16 protein-coding genes and 1 pseudogene are annotated in these 18,096 nt (G+C 70.4%); 7 read left to right on the forward strand and 10 right to left on the reverse strand.

Annotated features, from left to right (window positions below):
* Both H590_RS0109615 and H590_RS15995 read right to left on the reverse strand, forming a co-directional pair.
* Window positions 1-220: pseudogene (locus H590_RS0109615) on the reverse strand (ISL3 family transposase); the annotation flags it as partial.
* A 98-nt stretch (window positions 221-318) separates the two neighbouring features.
* A complete protein-coding gene (locus H590_RS15995; RefSeq protein ID WP_161626018.1) occupies window positions 319-867 on the reverse strand; it encodes an RHS repeat-associated core domain-containing protein in 549 nt (182 codons plus the stop codon).
* A 210-nt stretch (window positions 868-1,077) separates the two neighbouring features.
* On the opposite strand from H590_RS15995, the gene H590_RS19155 reads away from it, so the two are divergent.
* Complete coding sequence (locus H590_RS19155; protein ID WP_197720488.1) at window positions 1,078-1,203, forward strand: ribbon-helix-helix protein, CopG family; 126 nt, start codon at window positions 1,078-1,080, stop codon at window positions 1,201-1,203.
* 10 nt (window positions 1,204-1,213) lie between these two features.
* The gene (locus H590_RS16005) at window positions 1,214-1,402 is read left to right on the forward strand and encodes a hypothetical protein (protein ID WP_051238446.1); all 189 of its coding nucleotides are present in this window, start codon (window positions 1,214-1,216) and stop codon (window positions 1,400-1,402) included.
* A 153-nt stretch (window positions 1,403-1,555) separates the two neighbouring features.
* Here the strand turns inward: H590_RS16005 and recO are convergent, their stop codons facing one another.
* Window positions 1,556-2,302, reverse strand: coding sequence for a DNA repair protein RecO (gene recO / locus H590_RS0109635; protein WP_028703384.1), 747 nt, complete (start codon window positions 2,300-2,302; stop codon window positions 1,556-1,558).
* A gap of 238 nt (window positions 2,303-2,540) precedes the next feature.
* Here recO and H590_RS0109640 point away from each other — a divergent pair, with 238 nt between their 5' ends.
* From H590_RS0109640 to H590_RS0109650, 3 genes are all read left to right on the forward strand, one after another.
* Window positions 2,541-5,315 carry a S8 family peptidase gene (locus H590_RS0109640; RefSeq protein ID WP_051238448.1) on the forward strand — a complete coding sequence of 925 codons (2,775 nt, stop codon included), beginning with the start codon at window positions 2,541-2,543 and terminating at the stop codon, window positions 5,313-5,315.
* 27 nt (window positions 5,316-5,342) lie between these two features.
* On the forward strand, window positions 5,343-6,557 hold the full coding sequence (locus H590_RS0109645; protein WP_028703386.1) for a cation:proton antiporter: 1,215 nt from the start codon (window positions 5,343-5,345) through the stop codon (window positions 6,555-6,557).
* Window positions 6,558-6,684: 127 nt separating this feature from the next.
* Window positions 6,685-7,392, forward strand: coding sequence for an isoprenyl transferase (locus tag H590_RS0109650; protein WP_028703387.1), 708 nt, complete (start codon window positions 6,685-6,687; stop codon window positions 7,390-7,392).
* A 28-nt stretch (window positions 7,393-7,420) separates the two neighbouring features.
* Here H590_RS0109650 and H590_RS17365 read toward each other — a convergent pair whose 3' ends face one another.
* Window positions 7,421-8,236 (reverse strand): class II glutamine amidotransferase, encoded by an 816-nt coding sequence (locus tag H590_RS17365; protein WP_051238450.1) that lies wholly within the window; start codon window positions 8,234-8,236, stop codon window positions 7,421-7,423.
* Between the two features lie 123 nt (window positions 8,237-8,359).
* Window positions 8,360-10,123 carry a 2-isopropylmalate synthase gene (gene leuA, locus H590_RS0109660; protein ID WP_028703388.1) on the reverse strand — a complete coding sequence of 588 codons (1,764 nt, stop codon included), beginning with the start codon at window positions 10,121-10,123 and terminating at the stop codon, window positions 8,360-8,362.
* Window positions 10,124-10,312: 189 nt separating this feature from the next.
* Between leuA and H590_RS0109665 the strand changes: the two genes are divergently transcribed.
* A complete protein-coding gene (locus H590_RS0109665) occupies window positions 10,313-11,812 on the forward strand; it encodes an amidohydrolase (protein ID WP_036981933.1) in 1,500 nt (499 codons plus the stop codon).
* A 100-nt stretch (window positions 11,813-11,912) separates the two neighbouring features.
* Here H590_RS0109665 and era read toward each other — a convergent pair whose 3' ends face one another.
* The 4 genes from era to H590_RS0109685 all read right to left on the reverse strand — a co-directional run bounded on the left by era (window position 11,913) and on the right by H590_RS0109685 (window position 15,769).
* Window positions 11,913-12,896 carry a GTPase Era gene (era, locus tag H590_RS0109670; protein ID WP_051238472.1) on the reverse strand — a complete coding sequence of 328 codons (984 nt, stop codon included), beginning with the start codon at window positions 12,894-12,896 and terminating at the stop codon, window positions 11,913-11,915.
* A 139-nt stretch (window positions 12,897-13,035) separates the two neighbouring features.
* On the reverse strand, window positions 13,036-14,334 hold the full coding sequence (locus tag H590_RS0109675) for a hemolysin family protein (protein WP_028703391.1): 1,299 nt from the start codon (window positions 14,332-14,334) through the stop codon (window positions 13,036-13,038).
* Entirely contained in the window at window positions 14,331-14,798 is a 468-nt protein-coding gene (ybeY, locus tag H590_RS0109680; protein ID WP_028703392.1) for an rRNA maturation RNase YbeY, read from the reverse strand. Before ybeY ends, H590_RS0109675 begins: the two co-directional genes overlap by 4 nt.
* Window positions 14,798-15,769 (reverse strand): PhoH family protein, encoded by a 972-nt coding sequence (locus tag H590_RS0109685; protein ID WP_028703393.1) that lies wholly within the window; start codon window positions 15,767-15,769, stop codon window positions 14,798-14,800. Before H590_RS0109685 ends, ybeY begins: the two co-directional genes overlap by 1 nt.
* A 169-nt stretch (window positions 15,770-15,938) precedes the next feature.
* Between H590_RS0109685 and H590_RS16015 the strand changes: the two genes are divergently transcribed.
* Window positions 15,939-17,084, forward strand: coding sequence for a hypothetical protein (locus H590_RS16015; protein WP_051238453.1), 1,146 nt, complete (start codon window positions 15,939-15,941; stop codon window positions 17,082-17,084).
* Here H590_RS16015 and pip read toward each other — a convergent pair.
* Entirely contained in the window at window positions 17,068-18,081 is a 1,014-nt protein-coding gene (pip, locus tag H590_RS0109695) for a prolyl aminopeptidase (RefSeq protein ID WP_028703394.1), read from the reverse strand. The two genes, H590_RS16015 and pip, sit on opposite strands and share 17 nt — an antisense overlap.
* Window positions 18,082-18,096 lie beyond the last annotated feature (15 nt).

Below are 18,096 nucleotides of genomic sequence, written 5' to 3' on the forward strand. Positions count from 1 at the left end.
CGTGGGCAAGCCGTCGGACCACGGTGTCACGTGGTCTCCCTTCGCAGCCGCAGCGCCGGCACCACTGGTCGGGCTCGACCACCTGGCAGGCCAATACGGCACGATCCGGCTCGAGTCGCTGCCCGGTGACAACGAGGCCGAGTTCGTCGAGGCGGCAGAAGGCAGTCAGGTCGGGGCTGGCGAACGCATCAGCGCGCCCGCCGACGGTAGCGTCGTGCACGTCGAGGTCTTTCGGGCTGAGTGTGTAGGAGCTCTCATCCTCGGGAGACCTCGACCTCTATCCGGCCACCGACGCGCCGGCCCGCCGCGCGACGTGCGCTACACCCTCATCTGGGAAGAGCCCAGAAGACTGGCCGCGTAGCCGGCTGCCGCACTGACCATGCCCACGGCAACCAGACAGGCCGGGCAGGCAGCAGTCAGAATCACGTCGACGGCCAGCTCGACCGCTGTTCCCACCGCCCCTGAGACGACCGCTTTGGGGATGTTGACTTTCTTTTTCGCGGGGCTGGCACTGGAGTGTTTGCCCGAGTGGGCTGGCGTGCGGTAGAGACTTCGGGCCGGGGTCCAGTACTGGGTCTTGTAGTGGGCGTCGTTGTCCTTTTTGTGGGCTGCCTTGTTGTAGGGGATCCGCGAGTTGGACTCGTGAATCTGGTAGGCGGCGTCCTTGCCCTGGCACGTGTCGGCACAGTAGATGGGGCTACCCGGCATCAGACCATCGGGGTCGGGGCGGTCCACCGGGTTGTTGGCCCCGTAGGCATGCGCATTCCACTGGGTCGGATCGGACGGATCAAGAATCGGGTCGGGCTGGGTGAACCTCCCCGTCACCGGGTCGTAATCCCGGGCCCCCAACCGCAGGGTTCCGGTCACGGTGTCGACGATGCCGTTGGCCGTCCCCCGGTCCCCGGCCCATCCCAACGGACTGGCTCACCGTCGAGGACCCGGGCAGACGAGGTGAGATAGCCGGTCTTGACGGTGTCCCAGACCCATTCGGCGCGCAGGTTCCCCCAGCTGTCTGATCGCGCATGGAGGTCCGACGCCCCGACGCGGCCGTCCCCCGTCGGGGACGGCCCGGGCTCGGTGGTTCCGGTACGCCTGGACGCGGCCACCATCGCCGCCCTGGACGCGAAGGCCGCAGCCGGGGGAATAACCACCCGTTCCGAGGCGATCCGCGCCGCGATCCGAGAGTGGACGAGCATTGCCTGAACTGCATCACTTGGACCGCAAACACTATGCCCGAGACAGCCTGGACGACTCCTCGGTGCTGTACGCCGCCGCTCAGGTCCTGACCTGCTGGGCCCTCGATGACGAGGACGACCCTCGTCGGTGGCTCATGATCAGGACCGACCCCGCAGGACTGACACTTCTCGGGCCCCTCGTGGCGCCCCGGTGGGGGCAGCTGTGATGATCACGTCGAGTTGATCTCGAAGGTCCCGTCGGGCGGCCAAGGAGGCTCCCCTTGACTGGGTGAAGACGTTCCCGCGGGAACGCTTCAGCGGGCCGAGGACGTGCTCGCAGGACCGCGACGGCGTCACCGAAGCGCGTCGCCACGCACGCCTCAGTCCTGGCGATCCATCAGGGGAAGGGATCGCAGCCCGCGCTCCATGTGCCAGGAGACGAAGGCCGAGACGAGACCGGCCGCCTCCCGGACCCGCACCGGTGCCACGGTCCGGGTGGCCGTCCAGTCGCCGGACAGCAGGGCTCCCATGTACTCGATGGTCTCCGGATTGGGGTGCGGGGTGCCCGGCGGCTGGCAGTCGGCGCAGACCACACCGCCCAGGCTCGGGGAGAAGCCCGCGCGGGCCCCGGGCTTCCCGCACTTGACGCAGTCGTCCAGATCCGGGGCGTAGCCGGCCATCGACAGGGACCGCAGGAGGTAGGAGTCCAGCACCATGGTCGCCGGTCGCGGCCCGTCGGGAGTGCCCTCCCCCAGGGTGCGCAGCGCACCCGCCAGCAGCCGGTACTGAGTCGGGGCGGGCTCCTTCTCGATGGGGACGAGGTGGTCGGCGGTCTCGACCATCACCTCGGCCGCGGTGAACAGAGAGTAGTTCGTCCGCAACGGGGCGGAGTAGGAGCGCAGCGTCTCCACCTGGGCGACGACGTCCAGACTGCGTCCGACCACCAGCTGGATGTCGACCCGGTTGAAGGGGTCCAGACGACCGCCGAACTTGCTGGAGGTGCGCCGGATGCCGCGCGCCACCGCCCGCACCTTCCCATGGTCGCGGGTGAGCATGCTGATGATCCGGTCGGCCTCACCGAGCTTGTAGGTCCGCAGCACCACGGCGCGGTCTCGGTAGGTCGGCATGGGTCCCATTGTTCCTCGCGAGTACGACACACCTCGCACGGGAGACGTCGACCACTCCGCGGAGTGAGACCTCCCCCCAGGCCAGCCGCCAGCAGGCACGACGCTGCCCCCTCTTCGGAGCGACACCACCCCCCGGCAGCACCGTATCCACTAGTCAGGGGATCGAGCCGAGGACCGACGCCAGCCATGCCCATGAGAGGGCTTAAGGTCATCCCAGAAACCACTGAGAGGCAGATGCATGTTCTTCAGGATGATGCCGCGTCCGGGCACCCGCACCACGCGCCTGTGTCTGGCGACGCTGGTCGCGGCGACGGCCTCGGCGGTGGCCCTTCCGTCGGCCGTCGCAGCCCCCGGCACCGATTCCTCGGGCACCACCTCCTCCGGCTTCCACCGGGCCCCCTCGAAGGGCCGGATCGACACCGACGCCACGGCCCGGATGAGCGACCCGGACGCCAGGGTGAGCGTCATCGTCCAGCTGAGCGGCGACCCTGTCGCGGTGGCTCAGGCGAAGGCCGGCGGTGATCTGTCGAGCACGAAGGTGAACCAGATCCAGTCCGCCCTGTCGACCGAGCAGAGCCCCGTCGCCGGCTTCGTCCGCTCCCACGGCGGCCACGTCGTCTCCCAGATGCGTTCGGCCTACAACGGCCTCCACGTCCAGATCGCCAGCAAGGACATCGACCGGCTCGCCGACCTGCCCGGCGTGGAGGCCGTCCACCCGGTGCCCTCCCGCACCGCCGCCAACTCCTCCACCTCCTCCAGGTCCGCGGCCGCCTCGGGTTCCTCCCTGGGGATCCCCCAGCTGTGGCAGCGCACCGGACTCACCGGCAGGCGGATTCGGGTCGCGGTGATCGACACCGGCCTGGACTACACCCACGCCGACTTCGCCGGCCCGGGAACCCCGGCCGCCTATGACGCCGCGCGGGCGCGCTCCGCCGCCACCCCGAGTGCCTCCCTGGTCGGCCCCCGGGCCCCGCGGGTGAAGGGCGGTCGCGACTTCGCCGGTGACTCCTACGACTCCTCGGGCACCGGCTCGGCGCTGGTCCCGCGCCCCGACTCCAACCCGCTGGACTGCAACGGCCACGGCACCCACGTCGCCGGCACCCTGGCCGGCTCGGGGGTCACCACGGCGGGACGCACCTACACCGGCCCCTACAACGCGTCCGCCAGGTCGTTCCTGGTGAGCCCCGGGATCGCCCCCCAGGTCGACCTCTACCCGCTGAAGGTCTTCGGCTGCTCCGGCACCAGCGACCTCACCACCGAAGCCATCGACTGGGCGGTCGCCCACCGCATGAATGTCATCAACATCTCCCTCGGCAGCGTCCACGGCCGCCCCGGGGATCCCGACGCCGTCGCCGCCAGCAATGCGGTGGCCGCCGGCGCGGTCGTCGTCTCGGCCGCCGGCAACCAGGGGCAGAACCCCTACCTCACCGGGGCGCCGGCCGCCGGCCGCGGCGTCATCTCGGTGGCGGCCGTCAACAACCAGGCCTCCCTGCCCGGGTACCGCAGCTATGCGCCGTTCAGCTCCTCGGGACCGGCCAGCGGCGACTCCAGCCTGCCCACCGGCGTCGCCGCCCCGGGCATCGCCATCTCCTCGGCGGCCCTCGGCACCGGACGTGCTGCGGTGGCGATGTCGGGCACCTCCTCGGCCTCTCCCCAGGTCGCCGGGGTGGCGGCCCTGGCCGTCCAGGCCCATCGCGGCTGGAGCGCCAGCCAGATCGGCGCGGCGCTGTCCAGCACCGCCTCCTCCTCGCGGGTGGTGGGCTACGACCCCGTTCTGGGCGGCGGGCTGGTCGACCCCGCCCGGGCACTGGCCACCTCCTCCTTCGCCGAGGGCGACCACTACCGGGTGGCCTCCGGGACGCTGACCACCGGCACCCTGAGCTTCGGTCTGGTCGAGTCCCGCTCGACCATCCAGCGGACCCGCCCCCTGGTCCTGGTCAACAAGGGCTCCCGCCCGATCACCTACACGGTGGCCGCTCGGGCCTCGGCCGGTTCGCGACCGGCCACCGTCTCCCTCAGCACCCGGCGGGTGACCCTGAGGCCGCACTCCAGCGCGAGGATCATGGTGACGCTGAGGGCCCCGGCCTCCCGGGTCGGCAGCTCCCTGGACAACCGCACCGGCTTCCACCAGATCTCGGGGGACGTGGTGCTCAGCGCCGGGCGCAGCACCCAGATCCTGCGGGTGCCCTACCTGATGGTTCCGCGAGCCCAGACCAACGCGTCGGCGGTGCTGCGCACCACCCGTCCCGGGGTCCGGACCGCCCACACCGCGGCGATCGCGCGGGGCGTCCGGCCCGGCACGACGAACCTCACCGTGACCAACTCCCGCGGCGCGATGGCCGCCCGCTCGGCGGTGTTCACCTGGGGGCTGTCCGACCGGCGTCGCGACCCCACCATCACCGGGGGCTCCGGCTACGACCTGCGGGCGGCCGGGGTCCAGACGCGCACGGTCGGCGGCCAGAAGCTGCTGGTCTTCGCCATCAACACCTGGGACCGCTGGTCGAGCGCCTCGGCCAACGAGTACGACGTCGCCGTCGACGCCAACGGGGACGGGGTCCCCGACCGCATCGTCTTCGCCACCGACTCCGGGGTGATCCGCCGCGGCGAGCCGGACGGCGTCACCGAGGTGTTCATCCAGGACATCCGGACCGGCGCCGTCACGTCGTCGGGATACCTGGCGCTGGCCCCCACCGACTCCAGCACGATCGAACTGCCGGTGACCGCCTCCGCCCTGGGGCTCCGCTCCTCCTCGGGATCCTTCTCATACACGGTCGCCGGCTACGGCGTCGACTCCGGTGAGGACACCTTCGGATCCCAGTGGGCGCGCTACAACCCGTGGCAACGCGCCATCGGCGACGGCGCCGGCCTCACCGTGGCCGTCAACCGCTCGGCGAGGGCGTCTCTGGCCACCACGGCTGCGGAGATCAGCCGCCAGAAGCCCCGCGGGGTGATGGTCGTCACCCCCGACAACCCGTCGGGCAGCGGCCAGGCCGCTCTGCTGTCGATCCACTGAGGAGACGACGGGTCCTAGGCTGAGCCCATGACCCCGTCGCTCGCCGGCGTGCTGCTGGTGCCCCTGGCCGCCATGGTCGCGCCGCTGCTGGGGGCCGCGCTGAAACCCGTGCTGCGCGTCCCGCTGATCGTCTTCGAGATCCTGCTCGGAGTGCTGCTGGGCCCCAGCATCCTGGGATGGGTGCACCCCGACGCCGTCACCGGGGTGCTGTCCAGCTTCGGCGTCGCGATGCTGTTCTTCCTCGCCGGCAACGAGATCGACTTCCAGGGGATCCGGGGCCGCCCGATGCGCCGGGCGATCGGCGGCTGGCTGATCTCCCTGGCCCTCGGGGTGTGCATCGGGATCGTGCTGGCCCCCTCCCTCACCACCGCCGTCTTCATCGGTGTCGCACTGACCTCCACGGCGCTGGGCACCCTGATGCCGGTGCTGCGCGACGAGGGGGACCTGCACTCGGAGTTCGGGAGGGCCGCCACCGCGACCGGGGCGGCCGGGGAGTTCGGCCCGCTGCTGGCCATCTCGATCTTCCTGGGCGGCCGCAGCCCGGTGTCCGGGGCGCTGGTCCTGGCCGCCTTCGCGGTCATCACCGGGGTGGCGATCTTGCTGGCCTCCCGCGGCCCCTACCCGGCCTTCAACCGCCTGGTGGCGGCCACCCTGCGCACCAGCGGCCAGTTCGGCGTGCGCACCGTCATCCTCGTGCTGGCGGCGCTGTCGGTGCTCAGCCAGCTGCTGGGACTGGACATGCTGCTCGGCGCCTTCGCCGCCGGGGTGCTGTCGAAGGTGCTGCTGGCCAGCGCCCGTCCGCCCGACCGCGAGATGGTCGAGGCGAAGCTGGAGGCGGTGGGCTTCGGGTTCCTGGTTCCGGTGTTCTTCGTCATGACCGGCGTCACCTTCGACCTGTCCGCGCTCGTCTCCTCGCCGCGACTGCTCCTCCTGATGGCGGGGGCCCTGGTGCTGCTCCTGGTGATCCGCGGCATCCCCTGCCTGCTGGCGGCCCCGAAAGGTTCGACGAGGACGGACCGCGCCTCCCTGCTGCTGCTCGGCGCCACCGGGCTGCCGATCATCGTGGCGGTGACCGGCATCGGGGTCGAGCGCCACGAGCTGGGGTCGGGGATCGCGTCGGCCCTGGTGGGGGCCGGAATGCTGTCGGTGCTGGTGTTCCCCGCCCTCGCGCTGTCGCTGAGATGCCGTTCGGCGGGCGGGCGGCTCACCCCCGATCCCGAGGACGTCCCCATCCAGGGCTAGTAGCGTGTCGGCCATGGTCTCCAGCACCCGTCCGCGTCCCGCCAAGCGCGGCCCACTCCCCCACCCCTCGGGCGCCCGTCCGCCCCAGCTGCCCGCAGAGCTGCTGCCCCGTCACGTCGCGATCGTGATGGACGGCAACGGACGCTGGGCCAAGGAGCGCGGCCTGCGGCGCACCGAGGGCCACGCCCGCGGCGAGGACGCCCTCTTCGATGTCATCGAGGGGGCCATCGAGATGGGCATCCCCTACCTGTCTGCCTACGCCTTCTCCACCGAGAACTGGCGCCGGTCCCCCGACGAGGTGCACTGGCTGATGGGGTTCAACCGCGATGTCATCCACCGACGCCGCGACCAGCTCGACGCCCTCGGGGTGCGCGTCCGATGGGCGGGACGCCGTCCCAAGCTCTGGCGCTCGGTGATCCGCGAGCTCGAGGAGGCTGAGGCCCAGAGCGATGACAACACCGTCCTCACCCTGCAGTTCTGCGTCAACTACGGGGGGCGGGCCGAGATCGTCGACGCCGTCCGCGACATCGCCCGTCTGGCCGCCGAGGGGCGGCTGGACCCCGACCACATCACCGAGAAGACCTTCCGCACCCACCTCGACGAGCCGGAGATCCCCGATGTGGACCTGTTCTGGCGCTCCTCCGGGGAGCAGCGGACCTCCAACTTCCTGCTGTGGCAGTCGGCCTACGCCGAGATGGTCTTCTCCGACGTGCTGTGGCCCGATGTGGACCGGCGCAACCTGTGGGACGCCGTGATGGAGTACGCCCGCCGCGACCGGCGGTTCGGCGGTGCGGTGCCCAACGAGACCCCCACCACCGACGCCGGGGCCCGCTGAGGCCCCGACCGGAGGGTTCGGGCGCCGATCACGGGTAGGAGCGCTGGGCGGCGAACTCCTGGTGGCTGCGGGCCCTGTGCGCCGAACGGCGCCACGGGGTGGTCGACAGGGCGAGGCTGCCCCGCTCGATCCGCAGCACGGTGCGCTGGGTGAGCAGGGTCCAGCGCGGCGACTCCGGGCCCTGTGAGGAGATCCGCAGGGAGCGGCCCTCGGCGTCGGTGCTGGCCAGGAAGTGCAGGTCGTAGTACCCCTCGGGTCGGTCGGGAACCAGCTCGGGGAAGGCCAGGCTGAAGGCGTAGAGCGCCTCCTCGGTGCCCAGCATGCAGTCCAGGGCCCACACCTGACCGGCCGGCACCAGCGCGAGGATGGTGCGGGCGGCGTCCAGGATCGCCTCGGGCCAGGCCAGCCCGCGGGAGTGGTTGCGCAGGATCAGCGCGAAGTAGAGCTCCGAGTCGGTCGTCCCGCGCGGCTTGTAGTCGCAGCTGTCGACGACCTCGGCGAGGATCTCGGGAGTCTTGGAGAACTGCCCGTTGTGGGCGAAGCAGACATTGCCGTCGATGAAGGGGTGGCAGTTCTCCTCCCGGACCGCCAGCCCCTCGGTGGCCAGCCGCAGATGGAAGATCGACTGATCGGTGGTCAGTGCGTCGACCAACGGCCAGAACGACGCCGACTCCATCACGGGCTCGGGGTCGTGATGGACCCGGGCCCGCTGACCGTCCCAGGAGGCGATCCCCCAGCCGTCGTGATGGATCCGCCCCAGGTCGTGAAAGGTCTGCAGGTCATGGCCCGCCGCCTCGGCGACCGACCTGGGGCGATCGGTGAGGAATCCGAACATCCGGCACATCTGTCAGGTGATCCTCTCGCCGATTTCAGTGGTCCAGATCTCGTCGAGGCGGCTGACCACCCGCGACTGACTCATCCCGATAATGGCACAGATCTGCCCGAGGACGGTCCGGGAACACCGCTGTCAGGCCTGTCGGGAACCGACCCGCTCCCCGACCTGCACCCTTGCGCCGGACCGGTTGACGGCCCCGATGACCGCCTTGAGGGAGGCCTCGGTGATGTCGGAGTCGATGCCGACACCCCACAGGATCTGGCTGGACTCCCCGTCGCCGACCTCGCACTCCACATAGGCGGCGGCCTTCGCGGTGCCGCCTGCGGTCATCGCGTGCTCGGAGTAGTCCAGCACGTGGACGACCACGCCGAGCGAGTCCAGGGCGTCGACGAAGGCCGAGACAGCGCCGTTGCCCTCACCGGAGATGGTGCGCTGGGCGCCGTCGACCCCGATCGTCGCGGTGATCTCGTGACTGCCCCCGCGGGTGGCGGACTCGCGGGAGACCAGCTGGATCCCGTCGGTGTGCAGGTACTCCCGGGAGAACAGGTCCCAGATCTCGTCGTGGCTGATCTCGCGGGCCTCCTGGTCGGTGAGGAACTGCACCGACTTGGAGAACTCGATCTGCAGACGCCGGGGCAGGTCCACCTGGTGCTCGGTCTTCATCAGGTAGGCCATTCCGCCCTTGCCGGACTGGCTGTTGACGCGGATGACGGCCTCGTAGGTGCGACCGATGTCGTGCGGGTCGACGGCCAGGTAGGGGGCCTGCCAGGTCACCTTCCGCTCGTCGACGCCCTGCTCGTCGGCGACCCTCTGCAGGTCCTCCAGGCCCTTCTTGATGGCGTCCTGGTGGGAGCCGGAGAAGGCGGTGAAGACCAGGTCTCCGGAGTAGGGCTGGCGGGCCGGCACCGGCAGCCCGGTGCAGTACTCGACGGTGCGGCGGATCTGGGGCATGTCGGAGAAGTCGATCTTCGGGTCGACGCCCTGGCTGAACAGGTTCATCCCCAGGGTGACCAGGTCGACATTGCCGGTTCTCTCGCCGTGGCCGAAGAGGCATCCCTCGACCCGGTCGGCGCCGGCCATCTGGGCGAACTCGGCGGCCGCGACGCCGGTACCCCGGTCGTTGTGGGGGTGCACCGAGACGCACACGTGCTGGCGGTCGCGGATGTTGCGGCAGAAGTACTCGATCTGGTCGCCGAAGGTGTTCGGGGTGCTCATCTCCACGGTGGCGGGCAGGTTGAGGATGATCTCGCGGCCCTCGGCGGGCTGCCAGACGTCCATCACCGACTCGCACACCTCCAGGGCGAAGTCGGTCGGGGTCTGGGTGAAGATCTCCGGGGAGTACTCGTAACCGAACTCGACGTCGTCCAGGTACTCCTCGGCGTACTTGACGACCCATTCGGTGCCCTGGTGGGCCAGGTCGATGCACTGCTGCTCGTTGACGTGGAAGACCACCCGGCGGAACAGCTCGGCGGTCGCGTTGTACATGTGGATGGTGGCGCGGTGGGCGCCGACCAGGCTCTGCGCGGTGCGGCGGATGAGGTCCTCGCGGGCCTGGGTCAGCACCGAGATCGTGACGTCGTCGGGAACGACGTCCTCCTCGATCAGCTTGCGCACGAAGTCGTACTCGGTCTGGGAGGCCGAGGGGAAGCCGATCTCGATCTCCTTGTAGCCCATCTCGATGAGCAGGTTGAACATCCGCATCTTGCGCGAGACGGTCATCGGGTCGATCAGGGCCTGGTTGCCGTCGCGCAGATCGGTCGACAGCCATCGGGGTGCCTTGTCGAGGGTCTTGTCGGGCCAGGTGCGATCGGGCAGCGACTGCGGGATGAAGGGCTTGTAGCGGTCGACCGGCATCGGTGAGGTCAACTGGCAGGGTGAGGACTGTGGGCGGGTCATTGCGATCTCCTGGGGGGTGGCTGAGCTTCAATGGGCAGCCGAAGTACCCGCAGCGGAGGGGCTACCCGTCAGCGGGCCCCGCTGCGGCACATAAGCAGGAGAACGCGTGCCACAAGCGGCATGGTAGCACCCGCAGTGTGAGCCGTGCTCCACGGTGGGTTCGGACGTGACAGGATCGGGGCCGTGACGATGCTCCTTCACCGCGCCCGCCTGCTCGATCTGCGCACCGGACGCCCCGGCGATCCGTGCGACATTCTGCTGAGTGGGGGCCGGATCGACTCGATCCGCCCCTCCCTGCCCCGGCCCTCGACCGTCCAGGCCCCGGTGATCGATCTCGACGGCCGTCTGGTGATCCCCGGCCTGTGGGACGAGCACGTCCACACCGAGCAGTGGGCGCTGGCATCGCGCCGGGTGGAGGTCTCCCAGACGGCCTCCCCCGCCGAGATCCTGAGAACCATCGCCGACCACCTGGCGACCCTCACCGGTCCCGCCGACGGGGAGATCATCCAGGGGTTCGGGCTGCGCGCCTCCCGCTGGCCCGCCAATCCCAGCGCCGCCGACCTGGACGCCGTCTCGGGCCGCTGGCCGGTGGCGATCGTCTCGGCCGACCTGCACTCCACCTGGTGCAACACCGCGGCCCTCCAGCGACTCGGGATCCCCGACCGTCCCGGATTCCTCACCGAGGCCGACTCCTTTGCCGCCCAGATCAAGCTCGCCCAGGTGCCGACCCGGTCCCTGGACATGTGGCTCGACGAGTGCTGCCGCCGGGTCGCCGCCCGCGGGGTGGTGGGAATCGGCGACATGGAGTTCTCCAGCGATGTGGATGTCTGGCTGGCCCGCGAGCAGGCCGGCCGCTGCCCGATGAGGGTCCAGGTGGCGGTCTACCCGGACCGGCTCGACGAGGCGATCGGCCGCGGACTGGCCACCGGGCAGTGCGCCGCCGAGGAGCCCGGGTCGGGGCCGGAGTCTCTGGTGGCGATAGGCCCGCTCAAGATCATCTCCGACGGCTCGGTCTCGACCCGTTCGGCCTGGTGCCGCCAGCCCTACCCGGGGGCCTCCGGGCCCGAGGGGTCCGGGGTGGACGCGGTTCCGCTGGCGGAGCTGGAGTCGCTCATCGCCCGGGCCACTCGGGCGGGGATTCAACCGGCCGTCCACGCGATCGGCGACCTGGCGGTGAGCACCGTGCTGGACGCCTACCAGCACTGCGGGGTGGGCGGACGGCTGGAGCACGCCCAACTGGTCGAGGACGCCGATCTGCCGCGGTTCGCGGCCCTGGGGGTGACGGTCAGCATCCAGCCGGCCCATCTCATCGACGACCGGGACGTCATGGACCAGGTGTGGGGGGATCTCAACGTCGGCAGCTTCCGGTTCCGCGACATGCTGGACGCCGGCGCCCGGCTCATCATGGGGTCGGACGCCCCGGTCTCCCCGGTGGACCCGTGGCTGGCGATCCGGGTGGCCGTCGAGCGCACCGGCGACCAGCGGCCCGGCTGGTACCCCGGCCAGGAGATCACCGTCTCGGAGGCGCTGAGAGCCTCCACCCACGGGGTCGAGGCCGTGGCACCGGGGGGCCGGGCCGATCTGGTCGCCCTGGAGGACGATCCCTTCGGGTCCCACGGCGAGGAACTCGCGTCGATCTCCTCGGCCCTCACCGTGGTCGGCGGTCAAGTGAGCCACACCACCTTGTGACGCCGCCCAGGCTGTGACGCCCCCGGGTGGTGACGTCCCCAGGCCCGTGACGTCCCCCGGGCTGTGTACCGCCCGGGGACCGCGGCAGGTCTCAGAACCCTCAGAACCCCAGGCGGTTGAGGTACTTGGGGTCGGACTGCCAGTCCTTGAGCACCTTGACCTGCAGATCCAGGTGCACCGGGGTGCCCAGCAGGGCCGAGATCTGGAGCCTAGCCCGGGTCCCGACGTCCTTGATGTGGGCCCCCTTGTGGCCGATCATGATCCCCTTCTGGGAATCCCGCTCCACGATCAGGGAGGCCACCACGTCGAGCAGCGGACGGTCCTCGGGCCGGTCCGGGCGCTGGCCCATCTCGACGATCTCCACCGCGATCGAGTGCGGCAGCTCCTCGCGCACCCCCTCCAGGGCGGCGGCGCGGATGAGTTCGGCGACCAGGGTCTCGGTCGGCTCGTCGGTGATCTCCCCGTCGGGATAGTAGGCGGGCCCCTCGGGCAGCAGCGAGATGATGGTCTGACGGACCTCCTCGACCTGGCTTCCCAGGACCGCCGAGCAGGGCACGATGTGCTCGAAGCGCACCCCCAGCTCCGTCTCCAGGGCGGCGATCGACGCCAGGTGGGCGGCCAGCCGAGAGTCGCCGACCAGGTCGGACTTGGTGGCCAGGGCCACCAGCAGGGGGCGATGGGTCAACTGGGCGATCTGGCCCACCAGATAGCTGTCCCCGGGTCCGATCCGCTGGTCGCAGGGCAGGCAGACGCCGATCACGTCGACCTGGGACCAGGTGTCGCGCACCAGGTCGTTGAGCCGCTGGCCCAACAGGGTCCGGGGCTTGTGGAGGCCGGGGGTGTCGATGACGACCAGCTGCGAGTCATCGGTGGTGACCACACCGCGGATGACGTGCCGGGTGGTCTGCGGCTTGTCGGTGGCGATCGCGATCTGGGCCCCCACCAGGGCGTTGGTGAGGGTCGACTTGCCGGCATTGGGCCGGCCGACGAAGCAGGCGAAGCCGGAGTGGAATCCGGGACGGGTCGCCTCGGCGACCCGGGTGGCGACGTAGTCGACGTCGGAGACCTCGTCCTCGCCGTCCATCAGCTCGGCCAGCGAGGGCTGGGCGTCACTCTCCTCGGCGTCCTCGACGCGCTCGGCGTCCTCCACCTCCTCGACAGTCGGCTCGGCGTCGTCGGGGCGTGCCGCGTCGTCGCTGCCGGTGCTCTGCGGGGTCTCGGTGTCAGTCATCCTCGTCCTTCTCGTCTGCGGGTTCGGCGGGTACCTGGCGGACCAGGTAGGTGTCCACCTGGTGGCGTCGTCCGGTGGCCTTCTCGGCGGTGATCTCGATGCCCTCCCAGACCACCGAGGCGCCGGGTACCGGAACCACCGACAACTCCTTGGCCATCAGCCCGCCGACGGTGTCGACGTCCTCCTCGGCGGCCTTGATGTCGAACAGCTCGGCCAGGTCATCGACCGGCATCCGGGAGGAGACCCGGTAAACACCGGGATCGATCTCCTCGGTCTCGGTGGGCTCGGGGTCGTACTCGTCGACGATCTCGCCGACGATCTCCTCGACGATGTCCTCGATGGTGGCCAGCCCGGCGGTGCCGCCGAACTCGTCGACCACGATGACGATGTGATTGCGGTCGCGCTGCATCTCGCGCAGCACGTCGTCGATCGGCTTGGAGTCGGGGACGTAGACGGCCTCCCGCATCACCTGGGAGACCTTCTCCTGACGCTGGCCGTCGGGATTGTCCTGGACCCGGCGGGCCAGGTCCTTGAGGTAGATGATTCCCAGGATGTCGTCCAGGCTCTTGCCGACCACCGGCATCCGGGAAAAACCGGAGCGCAGCGCCAGGGACATCGCCTGACGCAGGGTCTTGTCCTGCCGGATGAACACGACATCGGTGCGCGGCACCATCACCTCGCGCAGGTAGGTGTCGCCGAGCTCGAAGACCGAGTGGATCATCTCCCGCTCGTCGGGCTCGATGAGGTCGGAGGCCTCGGCGTAGTCGACCATGTCGCGCAGCTCGGCCTCGGTGGTGAACGGCCCCTCGGCGAACCCGCGACCCGGGGTCACCGCGTTGCCGACCGCGATGAAGACCGCCACCAGCGGCCTCAGCAGGGTGGCGGTGACCATCCAGATCCGCCCGGACAGCCGGCACACCGCGACGTCGTGCTGCTTGCCGAGGGTGCGCGGAGCGACCCCCCACAGGATGTAGCTGACCACCAGCATGGTGGCCGAGACCACGAGGATCCGCTCCCAGTCCGACCCCAGGTGCGGGAACAGCGCCTGGCAGACCAGCACGATGGTGGCGACCTCGCTGCCGATCCGCACCACCATCGCGGAGTTGACGAACCGGGCCGGCTCCAGGGCCATCGCGTGCACCCGCACCGAACTGCGCCGGCCGTCCTCGACCAGCTCCTCGGCGCGACTGCGCGACAAGTGCTGCAGAGCGGCCTCGCAGGCGGCCACCAGGGAGGCCACCAGGGCCAGCACCAGGGCGACGACGATCTCGACCCACTGGGACTGGGTCATCGGGCCTGATTCCCGTTGCGGGCCATCTCCCAGGCGTTGATGATCTCGTCGTTGAGGCCGAACATCACCTTCTTCTCCTCCGGCTCGGCGTGATCGTGGCCGAGCAGGTGGAGCAGTCCGTGGATGAGCAGGTACTCGGCCTCGCCGTCGGGAGTGCGGCCGTTCTCGCCGGCCTGCCGGGCGGTGACCGTGGGGCACAGCACGATGTCGCCGAGGATCCCGTTCGGCTCGGCCTCCCCGTCGGAGGGGGAGCGCAGCTCGTCCATCGGGAAGCTCAGCACATCGGTGGGCCCGGGCAGGCCCATGAACTTCTCGTGGTAGCCCTCCATGGTCGCCTCGTCGACCAGCAGGATCGACAGCTCGGCCTCCGGGTGGATGCGCAGCCGGGCCATCGCGAACCCCGCCAGGGCGACCAGGCCCCGCTCGTCGGCGTCCTGCCCCGACTCGTTGTTGATATCGATCATCATCGTCTCCTCAGCTGGCGTCCGGACCGTCCGCCGGCCGCCCGGCGCTGCTGGGCGTCTCGGTCGAGGACGGCGTCGTACTGGTCGTAGGCCGCCACGATCCTGCCGACCAGCCGGTGCCGGACGACGTCCCGGCTGGTGAGGTTGCAGAAGGCGATGTCGTCGATGCCGTCGAGGATGTCCTGGACCAGCCGCAGGCCGCTGGTCACCCCGCCGGGCAGATCGACCTGGGTGATGTCGCCGGTGACGACCACCTTGGAGTCGAAGCCGAGCCGGGTGAGGAACATCTTCATCTGCTCGGGAGAGGTGTTCTGGGCCTCGTCGAGAATGATGAAGGCGTCATTGAGGGTCCGCCCGCGCATGTACGCCAAGGGGGCCACCTCCACGGTCCCGGCGGCCATCAGCCGGGGCACCGAGGCGGCGTCGACCATGTCGTGCAGGGCGTCGTAGAGGGGCCTCAGGTAGGGGTCGATCTTCTCCGAGAGGGTGCCGGGCAGGAAGCCGATCCGCTCGCCGGCCTCCACCGCCGGGCGGGTGAGGATGATCCGGCTCACCTGCTTGTTCTGCAGGGCCTGGACGGCCTTGGCCATCGCCAGGTAGGTCTTGCCGGTGCCGGCCGGTCCGATCCCGAAGACGACGGTGTGGCTGTCAATGGCGTCGACGTAGCGCTTCTGGTTGAGGGTCTTGGGACGGATCGTCCTGCCCCGGTTCGACAGGATGTCGGCGGTCATGATCTGGGCCGGCTCCTGGCCCTCCCGGGTCATCGTCACCACCCGGTCGACGTCGTCGGCCGACAGTCCGTGACCGGTGCGGATGATGGTGACCAGTTCGGTGAGCACCTCGGTCGCGTCGGCGATCTGGGCGGCGGTGCCCGACAGGCTCACCTCGTTGCCGCGCACCATGATCTCGGCCGCCAGGGCCCCCTCGAGCCGGCGCAGATACTCGTCCCCCGGTCCGACCAGGGAGACCATCGGCACCGATGCGGGCACGGTGAAGGTCCGGGTGCCGCGACTGTCGGGAAGGGTCGATGCCGACCCGTCGGACTGTCGAAGGCGTGGCTGGTGGGCTGTGGTACTCAGGGTTCTCTCCTGGTGGAGCGCGAATGTACCCCACCAACTCTAGCCGTGGTGGAATGTCGTCATGGGTCTTGGCTGGGTCGATGACGCCGCGTTCGCGCTGGGCACTGAGCTGTCGGTCAAACAGGTGCTGCGCGAGGGAATCCGCACAACGGTCGCCCGCTGCTGGGTCGACGGGCCCACCACCGCCACCGGGGGCGCCCGGACCGTGGTGGCCAAGTGCTTCCGGTCGCGTGCGATGTCCCACAACTCGGGAGGGTACGGGGCGGTCCGGGAGTGGGCCGGTCTGGCCGCTGTTCCCGGTGCCCCGCGCCTGCTGGCCGCCGACCTGGACCACGGTGTGGTGGTGATGGAGGACCTGGGGTCGGTGCCGACCCTGGCCGATCTGCTGGCCGGCGACGACGGGGACGCCGCTCTGGAGGCGGCCTGGGTGTGGGGACGCAGCAGCGCCCACCAGCTCACGGCCTCCCGTGAGGCGGTGTCCCGGTTCTCCGATCTGGTCCGGCAGGCCGATCCGGGCACCCTCACCGCGGGCGGTCCGGCCTCCCCCCGGCTGCCCGAGCGCGGCGCCGCCCGGTTGTCCGCGACGCTGCGGCTGCCGGGGCCGGCCTGCCAGAGGTTGGACGAGGAGGTCGCGCTGCTGGCAGGGCTGGACGGCGTCGAGGGGTCCAGGGTGTGCAGCCAGGCCGACCCCGCCCCCGACAATCTGCTGGTCACCGGTGACGGGTGGGTCAAGGCGATCGACTACGAGGCGGCCTCCTACCACCACATCGCGGTGGATCTGGTGAGCCTGTTGACGCCGTGGCCCGCCAGCGGGCTGCTGGCCGGGACCCCCGGGGAGTTCCAGGCGGCCGTGATGTCGGGGTTCGGGACCGCCCACGGCGGCCTGGCCGACCTGCTGGACGACCCGGACCTCGACCCGATGACGGGACTGGCGGCGATGAGCACCGCCCTCCAGATGACCGAGCTCACCCTGGAGCCGTTGACCCGGCGCGAGGACGTCGGCCGGTTCTCCGGGGGCCGGTCCCGGCTCATCACGTTATGGCGGTCGGCCGCTGAGCACGCCGCGGCGGTGACCCCGACCCTGGCCCGGGCCTGCGAGCAGGCCGCCGACACCGCCGCTGGAACCTGGGGGTGGCCCGAGGAGCTACCCCTCTACCCCTGCTTCGACGGCCGCCGGGACGCTGACTCGACTACCGGGTCGCGGTGATGCCGGCGAACTCGTCGCAGACCTTGACCAGCTCGGAGGTGAGCAGGGGCTCGAAGGCCGAGTGACCTCCCATCACGATCCGCAGGTCGGCGCTCGGCAGAGCCTTCTTGAGATCCCACGCGGTGGTCGCGGGGCAGCACATGTCGTAGCGGCCCTGGACGATGGCGGTGGGGATCGCGGCCAGCCTCCCGGCGTCACGGATCAGCTGGCCCTCGGCCATGAACCCGTGATGAATGAAATAGTGATTCTCGATCCGGGCGAAGGCCAGGTCGAACTCCGGGTCCTCCTCCTCGGGCTCGGCGTCGACGGCCAGCCTGGTGGTGGCCGACTCCCAGTTCGTCCAGGCGGTGGCGGCCGGCCCGTGGACCTGCGGGTCCGGATCCCACAGCAGGTCGAAGTAGCCGGAGATGTTGTCGCGGGAGAAGTCGTGGCCGGCGCGCCGCAGGGGTTCGCAGTAGCCCTCCCACAGGTCCGGGTAGACCGCTGAGGCGCCGCCGTTGTAGAACCAGTCGAGCTCGGACTGGCGCAGCGTGAAGATCCCGCGCAGGACGAGTTCGGTGACCCGCTGGGGATAGGTCTCGGCGTAGGCCAGGGCCAGGCACGAGCCCCACGACCCGCCGAAGACCTGCCAGCGGTCGACGCCCAGCTCGAGTCGGACCTTCTCCAGGTCCTCCACGAGGTTCCAGGTGGTGTTGGAGGCCATCTCCTCGGGGGTACGGGCGTTCGCCACGTGCGGGGTCGACAGCCCGCAACCGCGCTGGTCCAGAACGATGATGCGGTAGCTGTCCGGGTTGAAGAACTGCCGGCGCTCGGTGCCGCCGCCTCCCCCCGGTCCGCCGTGCAGGAAGACCACCGGGCGGCCCTGCGGGTTGCCGCACTGCTCGACGTGGAGGAGCTGGCCGTCGCCGACATCGACCATCCGGGTGTCGAAGGGTTCGATCGGCGGGTAGAGGTCCCGTTCCGGGCCGATCCGGAGCTCCGGCGTCGCAACTGTCATGGCGGGAGTCTACGG

The sequence above is a fragment of the Acidipropionibacterium jensenii DSM 20535 genome, assembly GCF_000425285.1.
In the GTDB taxonomy this organism is placed as follows: domain Bacteria; phylum Actinomycetota; class Actinomycetes; order Propionibacteriales; family Propionibacteriaceae; genus Acidipropionibacterium; species Acidipropionibacterium jensenii.